Annotated in this window: 9 protein-coding genes and 3 pseudogenes; 7 read left to right on the top strand and 5 right to left on the bottom strand. The window is 60.4% G+C overall.

Translation table 11 applies throughout. From position 1 onward, the window contains the following. Positions 1-200: 200 nt before the first annotated feature. The 5 genes and pseudogenes from IE122_RS17175 to IE122_RS17195 all read right to left on the bottom strand — a co-directional run. Entirely contained in the window at positions 201-1001 is an 801-nt protein-coding gene (locus tag IE122_RS17175) for an enoyl-CoA hydratase/isomerase family protein (protein WP_189622478.1), read from the bottom strand. Positions 1002-1047: 46 nt separating this feature from the next. Beyond that, complete coding sequence (locus tag IE122_RS17180; protein ID WP_189622479.1) at positions 1048-2094, bottom strand: Rossmann-fold NAD(P)-binding domain-containing protein; 1047 nt, start codon at positions 2092-2094, stop codon at positions 1048-1050. Positions 2095-2385: 291 nt separating this feature from the next. Continuing rightward, entirely contained in the window at positions 2386-3642 is a 1257-nt protein-coding gene (locus IE122_RS17185) for a CaiB/BaiF CoA transferase family protein (RefSeq protein ID WP_308430427.1), read from the bottom strand. Between the two features lie 181 nt (positions 3643-3823). Next, a complete protein-coding gene (locus tag IE122_RS17190; protein WP_268249029.1) occupies positions 3824-6052 on the bottom strand; it encodes a molybdopterin-containing oxidoreductase family protein in 2229 nt (742 codons plus the stop codon). Between the two features lie 512 nt (positions 6053-6564). Beyond that, positions 6565-6885 (bottom strand): annotated as a pseudogene (locus IE122_RS17195) (ATP-binding protein); the annotation flags it as partial. Positions 6886-7054: 169 nt separating this feature from the next. Here IE122_RS17195 and IE122_RS17200 point away from each other — a divergent pair. The 7 genes and pseudogenes from IE122_RS17200 (at position 7055) to tnpA (ending at position 13317) form a co-directional block, all read left to right on the top strand. After that, on the top strand, positions 7055-7576 hold the full coding sequence (locus IE122_RS17200; protein WP_189622482.1) for a nuclear transport factor 2 family protein: 522 nt from the start codon (positions 7055-7057) through the stop codon (positions 7574-7576). A gap of 64 nt (positions 7577-7640) precedes the next feature. Then, positions 7641-7808 (top strand): annotated as a pseudogene (locus IE122_RS18650) (IS630 family transposase); the annotation flags it as partial. Between the two features lie 54 nt (positions 7809-7862). Then, a pseudogene (locus IE122_RS17205) lies at positions 7863-8638 on the top strand (IS256 family transposase); the annotation flags it as partial. Positions 8639-9025: 387 nt separating this feature from the next. Further along, positions 9026-10612 (top strand): SMP-30/gluconolactonase/LRE family protein, encoded by a 1587-nt coding sequence (locus tag IE122_RS17210; protein WP_189622483.1) that lies wholly within the window; start codon positions 9026-9028, stop codon positions 10610-10612. Positions 10613-10766: 154 nt separating this feature from the next. Continuing rightward, complete coding sequence (locus tag IE122_RS17215; protein ID WP_189622484.1) at positions 10767-11501, top strand: SDR family oxidoreductase; 735 nt, start codon at positions 10767-10769, stop codon at positions 11499-11501. A 247-nt stretch (positions 11502-11748) separates the two neighbouring features. Continuing rightward, a complete protein-coding gene (locus IE122_RS17220; protein ID WP_189622485.1) occupies positions 11749-12537 on the top strand; it encodes an SDR family oxidoreductase in 789 nt (262 codons plus the stop codon). A gap of 300 nt (positions 12538-12837) precedes the next feature. Further along, entirely contained in the window at positions 12838-13317 is a 480-nt protein-coding gene (gene tnpA, locus IE122_RS17225) for an IS66-like element accessory protein TnpA (RefSeq protein WP_268249030.1), read from the top strand. The last annotated feature ends 10 nt before the right edge of the window (positions 13318-13327 follow it).

The following is a 13327-nucleotide window of genomic DNA, read 5'->3' on the forward strand; positions in this document are numbered from 1 at the left end:
GCAAACGCAGTGGGCGACCTCATGCCATGGATCGCCGTGGTCTGAGCACATCGCTTACAGTTGCCCCGCTCTAATCCCGACTGGAGGAAATCCGGGGGGCATGTCAGATGGCAGCTCCGATTTGAACCGACAGCGAATGAAATTCCAAGATCGGTCGGTCGGCTGCTTGCTCTTCTTGCTGCAGCCAGACCGCCAATGGCTTAGACGACCTTGCCCGTAAACGCCGCACGCCGCTTTTGAAGGAACGACTGGACACCTTCATCAAAATCAGGCTCGACAGCACATGCGCCGAGGGCAAGGGCTTCCTGCTCGATTTGATCGTCCAAGCTGCGCCTGTCACTACCGCTCACAAGCCATTTGGAACGCCCTGCCGCACGAGGAGCTACGCCGCCGAACCGCTTGACCAAGCTGGCCAACGCATCGGCCAGTTTGTCATGGGGGTGAATCTCATCGACGATGCCTTTCAGCCGTGCGCCATCTGCGTCGAGCATTGCCCCGGTGAGAGCTAGCTGCCGCGCGATCTTCGGACCGACAACGCGTGGCAGATGATAGGTGAGGGACAGATCCAGGCTCAGCCCGACACGCGGCTGTGCGAAAATGAACATGGCATCTTCTGCGGCAAAGACGAAGTCAGATGCCAGCACGAAACTGAGGCCTGCGCCAGCCGCCGCTCCCCGCACCAGGGATATCACCGGCTTCTGCAGCGCTTCCAAGAGCAGAAAGCATTTGCCATTGTGACGAATACGGCCCTCGAACGAAGCGCGTCGCTCGTCGGAACTGAGCTGAAGCGACTGGCCAAAGGCCTCCATGTCGCCGCCCGCGCTGAAGTGACCTCCAGCGCCTTGAAACACCAGATATCGCACCTCTGGATCGTCGTCGATCGAAGCGATCAACGCAGCTATTGCATCGACCATATTCGTATTCAGAGCATTTCGCGACTCGGGGCGATTGAACGTCACAAATGCGCCGCCATCACGCCTTTCAATTAGAATCTCGCTCATTTCGCTTCCGATACCTATCTCTGAGTAGTTGCGCCTCGGGCGCTGATCAACGACCGTAACGATCCTTTTCGCCCAGCTTTTTCGGGTGGGCATACGGATGGATCGAAGGCTTGTCGTCCCAGCTGTAGGCGCTCAGACTCTCGAGCGCGCGCGAGTACTCTTCAACGAACTTGTCTTCGGCCTCGTAATCGAAGGGATCGTTGAGAATTTTCTCCACGCGCCCACCTGGCTCCGGCTGGTTCTCCAGAAGCCAGCGCACCGTTCTGCGCAGGCCTTCCACCGGATCGACCACATCCTTGTAGCCCAGGTCGGACTTGATCGCGTAAAGATCGGGCACGATCGACTGAAGCGTATCTCCCAGCATCATGGTTCTTGCGAGCCTTCCGACGCCGGAAGGGACGCCCACGATGCCCACATCCGCCTTCATCTCGTCAGCGATCACCTCAACCACCTGCGCGAGTGTCAGTTGGCGTTCGTCACCGCAATTGTAGATCTTGCCCGCAGCGACAGTGGGGTTGTCTACTGCCAGAAGGACCGCGTGAGCGACGTTTTCCGAGTAGCCGCGAGGATGGTGCGTCTGGCCGCCGTCAATTGCCAGGATGTACCGTCGCTCGTCGCGCAATCTGCGCACGATGAGCCACTCGTGCGGCGAGATCTGATGCGGCCCATACGTGTAAGGATAGCGCAGATGGGTTGCCTCGGAATGCAGCTCGAATACGCGATCCTCCGTCAGCTTCATCTGATAGCCGAACTTGTTGTCATCGGCGGACTGGATGAACTGGCTGGCTTCCTCGACGGGGATCAGCTCGCCGGTCGGAAATTTGGACTGCGGGCGGAAGATGCCGCCGTAGCCGGGCCCGCCAACCGAAATAAATCGCTTGGTGCGGCCCACCATGGCCTCGGCTACGAGGCGCAAGCGACCATAGGTCGCGATGCACAGATCGAATTCCCGTCCCTTCAGGCCTTCCTCTAGCGCTTCGCTGAAGTGCGGGTCGACGTGAATATGCTCAACTTCGGGCGGGATCTCGTCCAGTTCGTGATTTCCTCGGTGAAGGATCGCGACCTTGTAGCCCCTGGCGAGGAGTCCGTTCACGATGAATGGTCCGGTCGGACCCGTTCCTCCAATGACTAGTGCTCGCATGTTCACTTCCTATCGTAAAAAGCTTTACTCGATGACCGGGCCCCGGGTGCAGGGTCCTGACCGGTCATCGGTGTGCAATGCCGACCAGACGGAAGGCTGGTCGTGCTCCGGAAATCGACCGGCGCCTGGATCCGGTGCCTGCTGTTCCCCTCTTTAGAGGGGGAGCAGCGGCGGCCGCCAACTTGTCCGGTCAGCCCAAGGCTCCGTGAGGGCCATAGGCAGAGATTTGGGTGCCGTCGACGATCAGCTGCCGACGACAACGCCATTGCCTTGCAGGCGCTTAACCTCGTCCTCGGGATACCCCAGGACGTCCTCCAATATTTCTGAGCCGTCGGCTCCAAGATTCGGGGCCGGCCGCTGCTCACTGCGTCCGATTTCCGAAAACCTGATCGGAAAGCCCGGCACCACGAACGAGCCGAGCACGGGATCCTCGATCACCTCGGCCGTTCCACGTTCCAGAAGATGCGGATGGGCGCACGCTTCCTTGACGGACAATATGGGCGCTGACGGAACCCGGTGCTTGTTCAGCAGCTCGCAAGCTTCGTCGTCGGAAATGCTGCACAACCAGCGCTCGATTTCCTCGGCGAGCGCGGCCTTGTTCGCGGCACGAGCGCTGTTGGTGGCGAAACGCTCGTCGTTCAAGAGCGAACTTTCGCCCATAGCGTCGCTCAACCGGACAAACATCGCATCGGTCGCGGCCATGATAACGAAGTGCCGCGCAGACCCTTTGAAGACTCCAACGGGCGCCAGCCCGATGCCGGCCTGAGTTCCGTTGCGGGTTGGGTCGGGGTCGTCCGATCCCGCAACCGTGGCTCGAGCAGGGGCGGCGTCGTGCAGGAAAAAGAAGCCGTCCAACAGGCTCACGTCCACAAACTGGCCGCGACCCGTTTGGGTCCGGTGGAGCATGGCTGCAAGAATGCCGTTGCTGGCCAGCAATCCTGCCGTAACGTCCCCAACTGCCACCTGCGGGGGCATCGGGCTGCCGTTCCTTTCGCCGATCATCGAGAGCGCCCCGGAATAAGCCCCTCCGCACCAGTCGAAACCGGGCGCATTCGCGAGCTCTCCGGTCTGACCGAAGGCGGAAATCGAACACATGATCAGCCGCGGGTTGATTTTGCTCACGCTGTCGTAGTCCAGACCCATGCGGCCAATGACGCCGGGCGCCCCATTCTCGACGAAAATGTCACAAACCTGGATCAGATCGCGCAAGATCTTTCGCCCTTCGGGCGACTTGCCATCGATGCAGAGGCTCTTCTTGCCGCGGTTCTGCTGCACATAATATGTGCTACGCCCCTCTTTGATGAAGGGATGGAAGCGCGTCGGATCGCCATGCGGCGCAAGCTCAACCTTGATGATCTCAGCGCCGAGTTCAGCCAGCATCCTGGTCGCTGTGGGGCCAGCGACATACTGCGTCATATCCAATACCCGGCAGCCAGCAAGTGGCATATTAGACGCTTTTGTCTGATCTGTGGCCGACATCTGATCTCTCCATTTCTTCATGCGTCTTGTCTGCGTTTGCCTGTCTAGGGGCAAGGCACGTAGGCGAACGGGGCATGCAAATTACAACTGCGATGACCGTCCCAAGGGGACGAGCTGCCGCGCCATGGGCGATCGAGCCCGCAGTGACGCGTGGATCCGGTCTGGGCGCCAATAAACGCCCAGAACCAACTTTGAGCTGCGATCACGCCCCGGGTGCCGTTTCCTCGGTCAGTTCCTGCGACGCATTGGCAGTGGTTTTTACCGCGTCGCTGCGGGTCACGCGAACCGGGATGGATGTCATCATCGGCATCGCGTTGACCGCTTCCACGTTTTGATCGGTTCTCACGAAAAGGCTGGTGGCGAACTCAAGCCTCGACGCCGCGCCTGGCTCGTCGGGAAGCCCGCCCCGACAATGTGTGATCGACACGGTGCCTTGCCGTACCGTTTCGTCGGCGACGGTGACGGCTTGCACGACATGTTTGCCGCTGTCGATATCGACCAGATCGCCCGGAGCAACCCCAAGGGCCGTCAGATCGGCGGGATGAAGGTAGGCGGGCGTCTGGCCCGACCCGCGGCCGTCCGAAAGGTCGGTCTGGGAATTGACGACGCCGCGCTCGCGCCTGACAACCTGCCGATGGGTGAATGGCGCAGGCAAGTCCGCGGTCGTGGCCTGGAATGCGCGCAGTTCCTCCAGGACATCGTCGGGAGCCAACTGGAGCCGATGGTCCGCGCCCTCTTCGGCGGGCTGGACGATCACGTCCTCGAATTCGAACGTCTTTCCGCCGGGATACCGCTTGAGCTCGTCGAAGGGAATCCGCGCGTTACGTAGGTAGATCGCCAGCAGATCGTCGGGCGTGGGCGGGGTGTCCATATCGAGCGGAACGCCGGCGAACTCAAACTGCAGGCCAAGGCGCTTGGCCATGGCCCAGTAGAAGTACCAATCGTCGATCACTTGGGATCCCGCCGGGGGTTCGACCACCGCAGGCAGGTACTGGCCGAATGGGGTGGCGGCGTGGACCGCCTCGCCGCCGGGACTGAACAGGATGTCGATACGCTCGTACATCAACTTGGGCGGCAGGATGTAGTCCGCACAGGAGGCCGTCGCCGTCATGAAGGGCTCGATGCAGACCAGCAGTTCGAGGCTCTTGAGAGCCCGCACTGCCTTGGCCTGATCCGGGATGCAAACCGCCGGATTGCCGCCATCCACGATCAACGCCCGCACTCGGTCCTCACCCGGGAGGAGGATGTCGTCGGCCATGGCGCCGCTCGGGAACTCGCCCATGATCAGCCCATATCCCGTCCGGTTCCTGGGCTCGGATTCCCACGGCCGCACGGCGGGGCGCACCTGGGCCCGGATGGTTCGGGGCGCCGAGAGAACGCCGGGATTAGGGACGCTTTCTCCAGCGCGGCGGAAGCGGCCGCAAATGGCGTTGAGCACTTCGATCAGGTGGTCGACCAAGTTCGAGAATGGGCCCATCGACCCGCCGGTGCCGGTGTGGGCAAACCCCCGCCGCGCATGGGAAAACATCTTCGCGGCGGTTTCCAGATCTTGCGCCGTAATGCCGCAGCGCTCGGCCACATATTCGGGCGTGAAGGGCGCAAGCGTCTGGCGCAGCGCGTCGAGACCATCGACGTAGGTTTCGCAGAAGCCCGCGTCATGCCAGCCGCGGGCCAGGATCATGTTAATCATTCCGGCCAGCAGGGCCACGTCCTGCCCGGGGATGGGCTGGAGGAAGCAGTCGGCATGGCGGGCGGTTTCGCTCCTGCGCGGATCGATCACGATCAGCTTGAGACCGCCGGCCCGGGCGGCCTTCAGCCGCTTGGCCGGATTCGAGGTCAACACGTAGTAGGCTGCCATCGAGACGAGCGGGTTGCATCCGAGGAGCAGGATGACCTCGGAATCCTCGAACCGATGCTTGCCCGCATCCCAGTAGCCCATCCGCGACGCGGTGACCCAGTGCGACGACTGGTCGATCGTGGCGGTGCTGTACTTGAACGGTGAGCCCAGGGCCTTCATCCAGTCGGGCATGAGCTGCATCAGCACGCCGTTGAAGTTGGGCGGTGTGCCGCTGAACAGGCCGATCGCCTTGGGGCCGTGCGCCTCGCGGATCGCCCCCAGCCGTTCGGCGATCTCATCTAGCGCCGTCTCCAGGTCGATGGGGGTGAAGGACCCGTCCGGCATGCGCTTGAGCGGCTGCAGCAGGCGCCTCGGCGAGTCCATGCCCGCTATGAAGTTCAGGCCCTTGGCGCAGGCGTAGCCACGGCTGTGGCCGTGTTCGGGATCCCCGCGCAGTCGCGCAATCCGGCCATCCTCACCGCGGGTGGCGATCATGCCGCACCGGCCGCTGCAAAGGCGGCATACGGTGTGAACATCGTCGGCATTCAGTGTCGACTTGCGAGCAGAAGCTCCAGTCTGGCCTACGTCCGTCATTGCTGCCCTGCAACGCGCATATCTCTCTCCTCGCCGAAATTTCGACGTTTGTTTAGGTAACGGCCTACAGTAGGCGCGCTCGGCACATCAAAGTTCCAAATGATACCAAAATGTCGTGCCGTGAAAAAAGCGAGCCGATTTTCAGAGCCATATTCTCCTAGAAGTCTGTGCCGCCACAAGATGCTCGACTAGGATATTACACCTGTATCGGGATCTTTGCCGTGCGCCTCAATGATGATGCGGCACTCAAGCGGATCCACAGCACCCCGTTATACGGATCGCGCCAGGACTGGCTCGTGATCGGTCCACACTTTGCCAATTTACGCCGTGATCTGCGCCGAACGTCCTTCTACGGATGTCAAACGGCGTGCAAACGGGACCCCATATCGGCGTTGAAGAGGGCCCCCCTTTCGGGGGGTGTGGGGAGCGCTGTGTGCGGCGGAGGTCGGGCGTAGCCCGGCCGGAGGCGCACACGGCGCAAGTCGGTTTTGAAGATGGGGTGAGAGTGGCGGTTAACTGCGGTTTTTGAAGCGCCAGCTTTCATTGCCGGTCTCGACGATATCGCAATGATGCGTAATGCGGTCGAGCAAGGCGATGGTCATCTTGGGATCCCCGAACGCGGTAGGCGATTTGCCGAAGGCGAGGTTGGTCGTGATGACGACGCTGGTGCGTTCATAGAGCTTGCTGATCAGGTGGAACAGTAACTGGCTACCAGAGCGCGCGAACGGCAGATATCCAAGCTCATCGAGCACCACCAGGTGGAGCCGCGAGAGCTGTCCTGCCAGGGTCCCGCCCTTGCCGATCCGGGTCTCCTCTTCGAGGCGTGTCACCACCTAGGAGATCAAATTGCGTGTGTGATTTTCAGACGATCCGTCAGACGCAAATGTTGCAAACATAATGGTTGAATCGCACGTTTGCCGAAGCGCCGATTTTTGCAATCGGCCGAGCCCGGAATTTGCTGATCCGTTTTCCTTGAATTGTGCGGTTCGGGAGAGCACTGATATGAACATAGATAGTCTGATCGACATGGAATTGATACGGCAATCGCTTGCCAGTTACGCACGAGGCATCGACCGCCAGGATTTGGAACTTGTGCTGGGTGCCTATTGGCCCGACGGCTGGGACGCGCATGGAACACATGAGGGCACGCCTGCCGAGTTCGGGGCGTTTGTAAGCAGGCAATGGCCCATGTTGCGCATGCAACACCTGCTTGGGCAGTCACATATCGAGCTCGACGGCAAATTCGCCAATGTCGAAACCTACTTCTTCGCCCATCAGCATCTCGTCGAAGGTGGCAGTGAATGGGTCATTGCCGGCCGGTACGATGATCGTTTCGAAAAGCGTGGCGAAGACTGGAAAGTCCTGCACCGGGTCGTGGTCTTCGATTGGCGCAAGGAATGGGCTTTGAGCGAAGTCGATGTGGAAAAGCTCGACGCTCTCCCCAATCACAATCGCGGTGCCACACACTCCGACTATTCGTGGGACCTGTTCGCATCAAAACCGCTAAAAAGACCGGCGGGCTGAACTAGTTACCTAAAACTGTAATAAGCATCATTGTATACGCCGCTGGCTTGACAGGGGACATGCGATGGTCGGTCGTCAGGCAGATATTGTCGATTTAAGCGCGGCGGAACGTTCGTTTCTGGAGTCGCAGGTTCGGCGGCATAAGGCGCCACGCTCGTTATCGGACCGCTGCCGGATGGTGTTGCTTTGCACGGACGGTCTGCAGAGCAAGGAGGTTGCCGAACGGCTCGGGACTGTCAGGATTTCCGTGTGTGGGCGGGCATAATGGGTAGGAAGGAGTCCCGCTATGTCCCGACGCAAGGAGGCGGCGATCCCGGCTGATTTACTCGATCAACTTTTGGCTGGCACGGATGCTGCGACGGCGCTGGATCAGGGCGGATTGCTGGATTCGCTGAAGAAGGCCTTGGCCGAACGCGCGCTCCACGCTGAGATGGATCATCATCTCGGGCATGACGAGCAAAGTGGCAACAACCGTAACGGCTATGGCCGCAAGACTGTGGTCACGGACACCGGCAAGATCGAGATCGAGGTTCCGCGCGACCGGCAGGGCAGCTTCGATCCGCAGCTGATCGCCAAGTACCAGCGCCGGTTTCCCGGCTTCGACGACAAGATCGTCTCGATGTACGCGCGCGGCATGAGCACCCGGGAGATCACCGGGCATCTGCACGAGCTCTACGGCATCGACGTCTCGCCGGACCTGATATCGACCGTTACCGACGCCGTACTCGAAGAGGTTGCCGCCTGGCAGGCCCGGCCGCTCGATCCGGCCTATCCGCTGGTCTTCTTCGACGCGATCCGGGTGAAGATCCGCGATGAGGGGATGGTCCGCAACAAGGCGATCCACATTGCCCAGGGGTCCGTGCCGATGGCCACAAGGAGGTTCTGGGCTTGTGGATCGAGCAGAACGAAGGGGCCAAGTTCTGGCTGCGCGTGATGAACGAGCTCAAGAACCGCGGCACCGAGGATATCATGCTAGCGGTCGTCGATGGGCTCAAGGGCTTCCCCGATGCGATCACCGCTGTGTTCCCCGAAGCCGTGGTCCAGACCTGCCGGGTCAAATTACAGGGGTAATCAACGGCGGGGGCTATCTTGAGTTGTGCCCACTCCTATCTTAGCAACTGCTAGCTTAACTCGGAGAAAGCTAAGTACTCCCATGGGCATAAGTGTGTGTCGAGATTGGTGGGGCTGCGGGTTATTAAATGAATATCATATCTACAATAACGGCCGTTGTGGTATTTTATTTTGTTTGTAAAATCTTATAATTAAATAAGGCATTTTGTAACGTTATTGGGTTATTATGTATGATTGCGAGCTATATTCTCATGATATATCCATAACGTTCAACTTGCTGAAAAATGTCAATTTATAACATCGCATAAATAGGTGGGACGGTATCGGCGGTTTACGCACCAAGGTCGCCGGACCTGCTTCGACAGGAAAGGATGTTCAATGGGAAGGTATCGTGTGCCCGGGTCGGTAGCTGTTGCCGAAGGTTGGGTCTGTACGCGGCTCACTTCGGCGAGCGATCTGTTCGGTGCCAATGGCATGTGTACTGGAGAAGACGGGCGCATATACATCACTCAGTTGGTCGGTAGCGAGATCGATGCCCTCGACGTTGATACCGGCGAAATCGAGCCTCTTTGCTCCAAGGGAGGTGATATCGTCGCCCCCGACGATGCGGCATTCGATTCTCGCGGTTATATGTACGTAACGGATCCACACGCCGGCCGCGTCAGCGTCCGCACGCCAGATGGCCAAATTCGCGTGCTGAGGGATGACCTTCCCGCCGCGAACGGAATCACGATTCATAATGACCGCCTTTTCGTGAACGAGTGCCGGCCGGGTGGCCGGCTCGTGGAGCTCGATCGAGATAGTGGAGCCATGCGCGTTCTTGCCGAGGGCCTTTCGTTTCCCAATGGAATGCAAGTTGGACCTGACGGGCTCCTTTATTATCCGGCGATGCATGCAGGAGAGGTCTGGAGGATCAGTCTCGAGGGCGGCGAACCGGAGCGCGTCATTGAAGGGCTTCACGGACCTTGCGCGGTAAAGTTCGACCCGAATGGATTCTTGATCTGTACGCAGAGCCACGCAGGCGATGTCGTGCGATGCGATACTAGGACCGGCAAGTCCGAGCTGCTGGCGAATGCCGGGGGAGGGTTGGACAACCTCACGCTGGTAGGGAACCGCATTTTTACGTCGAGCTGGCTTGACGGGCAGATTACCGAGATCTTCGAGAACGGCAATAAGCGCGTGGTTCTTCCTGGCGGGTTTCTATGGCCATTCGGGCTGCAGGAAGGCGACGACGGAGCCCTGTACATCGCTGATGGATTTTCCCTTCGGAAGCTTTCGCGAGGTGGGTCTCCAGAGACAGTAGGCGTCCTGTTTGCTCCTGGTTTCCCTATCTCGCCGCGTGACCTCGCGCCTTCGGGTGAGGGCGAGTTTGCGGTCACGACGTTGCTGGGCGAGGTGTACAAGTACAGCTACGCCTCGGGCGAAAGCGAGTTGCTGGCGAAAGGGTTCGATCAGCTCTGCGGCGTCGCTGTTCACGCTGCAAAAATCTACGCTGCGGAATTGGGTGCTGGCCGTGTCCTGCGATTTGATGGCGATCAGGTCGAGATCCTCGCATCAGGGCTTGCCAAGCCTGCCGGTGTCGCGCTGGCCGATGACGGTAGCTGTTTTGTCTCGGAATCGGGCAGCGGGCGCATTGTTAAGGTGAGCGGCTCGGGGGCAGAAACAGTTCTTGATGGCCTGCAGCAGCCACAGGGTATCGCCGTCCAGGGTGATCAGCTCTACATTGTCGATGCCGGCAACAAGGTGTTGATCGCCTTTGATCTTACTCTCGGCACCCGCACCACTATTGCCAGCGGCCTCGCGGTAGGCGCTCCTCCCGGAGTGGTCCCGAAGCCTCTTACCGGCTCGCCGGGTCTGATGGGGCCGCTCGGTCCTTTTGCAGGGATCGCTGTGGGCAAGGATGGCACGATATATGTCTCCTGTGACGCGGATGGATCGGTTGTCGCTATTCGCCGCGACGCCTGACAGTCGCTTGATGTCCTGGTGGACTGGACAACTCCATTCACCCGCTTGTCTGAGCAAGTTGGGTGAATGAGTTCGGATTGTGGATTATTTTTGGCTTCAAAGGCAACGCAGCCTTTCGAGCAAGCGCAGCGTGCAAAATATAACGGAGGCGGATATGGGACGGATGGATGGCAAGGTCGTTATAGTCACGGGCGCTGCAGCCGGCCTGGGTGAAGCCGATGCCCGCCTGTTGGCGGAAGAAGGCGCAACGGTGGTGATGACGGACATCAACGTTGCCGCCGGCGAAGCGGCCGCGGCGGCGATCGGCGGGCGTACAGAGTTCCGGGCACATGACGTGACCGTCGAGGCGCAGTGGGAGGATCTGTTCGCGCATGTGCTTGCAAGGCACGGTCGGGTCGATGGTCTCGTGAACAACGCAGGCTTTGCGACGGTCGGGGCGATCGACAACGTCACTGAGGCGGATTGGCGCAAGGTCATGGCGGTCAGCGCAGACGGCACCATGTTCGGCTGCAAGCATGCGGTCCGCGCGATGAGAGGTGTTGGGGGATCCATCGTCAATATGGCATCCCTGTCCTCGTTGCGCGGTCATTGGCGGTTCACGGCTTACTGTGCGGCAAAGGGTGCCGTTGAATCGCTCACGCGGGCCATTGCCGTCTACAGCCTCGACGAGGGGTTGAAGATCCGTTGCAATTCCTTGCACCCATCCGGCTTCGACACGAATATGGTGCGAGACGTCGGGCCGCTAGCGAAGGAACTCAAGCCATTTCCCGATCTTGAACTGGGCAAGCCGATCGACATTGCGCGGGCGGTTTTGTTCCTCCTGTCGGACGAATCCCACTATATCAATGGCGTCGCGCTTAGCGTCGATAACGGTCTCGCCCAGTGCTGATGCATTTCCAGCCAGCTTGCGATTGCCACCGCAAGCTGGCTGGAGCGTCTTACAAAAGCGGGAGCGCGTAAGGACGGTGCTGGTAGCCCCATACGAACTCGTCTCCGATTGGTGGACTCTGCCTGACGGGGACGATTCCTGGGCGGCCAAGTGCCTTCCACTCGGCCGGGGCCGCGACGAAACTCCTGGCAGGGATGGTGGGCTGCGCAAACTCTGCTGATCGACTGAACTTAAATGAGGAAACGCTATGGAATTCCAGGGGAAAATCATCGTCGTCACCGGGGCTGCGAGCGGAATCGGCCGGGCCTTGGCGCAGCGGTTCGCCGCAGAGGGCGCGAAAGCGGTTGTCTGCGCCGACCTCAACGCGGCCGGAGCCGGTGATGCGGCCGCTGCAATTGGCGCAACGGCGACGGGTTATGGCGTCGACGTCTCGAAGGAAGACGAGATCGCCCGCCTGATCGAGACGGTCGAGCGCGATATCGGCCCGATCGATCTCTTCTGCTCCAACGCCGGCATTTACTCCAAGAACGTCGGCGTGTTGGCGGGAGACGGTGGCGGGGCTGATACCGCTTGGCAACGTAGCTGGGACATCAACGTCATGGCCCACGTCTGGGCCGCCCGCCACCTGGCTCCGCGGATGATTGCCCGCGGCGGCGGATACCTCCTGAACACTTCCTCGGCGGGAGGGCTGCTCTCGGAGATCGGTTCGGCGCCCTATGCAGTGACCAAGCATGCCGCAGTGGGCTTGGCTGAGTGGCTGGCGATCACCCTCGGCGACGACGGGATCAAGGTTTCGGTGCTCTGCCCGCAATTGGTGCGTTCGGCGATGACTGCCGGTGTCGCGGACGGCAATACTCCCTTCGACGGCATGATGGAGCCCGAGGAACTGGCCGAGATCACCGTACGCAGCCTCGAGCGCGAGGACTTTTTGATCCTGCCGCACCCGCAAGTGCTGGACTATATGCGTAACAAGACCAGCGACTACGGCCGTTGGATCGGCGGGATGCGGAAGTTGTATCGGCGCTTGCGCGGATAGCAAGAGCTGCGCCGTCAGTCCGTACGGCGCTTTCGGCCTACAGTCCCGACGTGAACTCCATCGACAAGGCCTTTGTCGAACTCAAAGCTCACATGAGAGAGGCCAAGGCCCGCACAATCAAGAGTCTGCGGCAGGCCGTTCGTGCCTGCCGTAATCGAGGTAGGCAAAGTGCCAGATCCTGCTCTCACGAGGCGTCCCCGCCGTTGACGTGTAAGCGGAGCCGCGGTCCCACCTTGCGGGCCTGAAGCGCAGCGCCGAGTCTCCGTGCCCTGATTGGGTGGAGGCGCGGGTGCTATGACGATGTCATGTGATGATGCTGGCACTAGCGGCGTTCAGCGCTTTGAGATTTTCACTGGTGCGGGTCGCAGGCGGGATTGGCCGGCGGAAGTGAAGGCGTCGATCGTCGCCGAGAGCTTCGCTGGTCGGGAGACCGTCTGCTCAGTCGCCCGGCGACACGGGTTGAGCCCATCCCAGCTGTTCACCTGGCGTCGCGAACTGCGTAAGCAGTTGGAAGGCCGCGGTGTAACGCTGCCGGTGGCACCGACCTTTGTTCCTGCCGTCATTGATACAGCGCCCGTTGGGGAAGCCCTCCCGCCGGCCAAGCGTCCGAAGAAGCAGCGGCGGTCGAAGGCAAGCGCTGTCGAACTGGAGATCGACGGTGTGGCGGTGAAGATCGGTCGCGATGCCGATGCCGTTGTCATTGCCGCTGTCATCGAAGCACTCAGGGCGACGGTAAGCGTACGGCTTCCCGCGTGTTGCGGCATTCAAGCTCGGCGCTGATGGGCCTCCG

The sequence above is a fragment of the Novosphingobium colocasiae genome (genome assembly GCF_014652555.1).
GTDB classification, from domain to species: Bacteria; Pseudomonadota; Alphaproteobacteria; order Sphingomonadales; family Sphingomonadaceae; genus Novosphingobium; species Novosphingobium colocasiae.

Coding starts and splice junctions, on each gene's coding strand:
- IE122_RS17175 (WP_189622478.1), bottom strand. CDS start 1,001: ATGAGCGAGATTCTAATTGAAAGGCGTGATGGCGGCGCATTTGTGACG.
- IE122_RS17185 (WP_308430427.1), bottom strand. CDS start 3,642: ATGAAGAAATGGAGAGATCAGATGTCGGCCACAGATCAGACAAAAGCG.
- IE122_RS17190 (WP_268249029.1), bottom strand. CDS start 6,052: ATGACGGACGTAGGCCAGACTGGAGCTTCTGCTCGCAAGTCGACACTG.
- IE122_RS17200 (WP_189622482.1), top strand. CDS start 7,055: ATGAACATAGATAGTCTGATCGACATGGAATTGATACGGCAATCGCTT.
- IE122_RS17210 (WP_189622483.1), top strand. CDS start 9,026: ATGGGAAGGTATCGTGTGCCCGGGTCGGTAGCTGTTGCCGAAGGTTGG.
- IE122_RS17215 (WP_189622484.1), top strand. CDS start 10,767: ATGGGACGGATGGATGGCAAGGTCGTTATAGTCACGGGCGCTGCAGCC.
- IE122_RS17220 (WP_189622485.1), top strand. CDS start 11,749: ATGGAATTCCAGGGGAAAATCATCGTCGTCACCGGGGCTGCGAGCGGA.
- tnpA (WP_268249030.1), top strand. CDS start 12,838: ATGTCATGTGATGATGCTGGCACTAGCGGCGTTCAGCGCTTTGAGATT.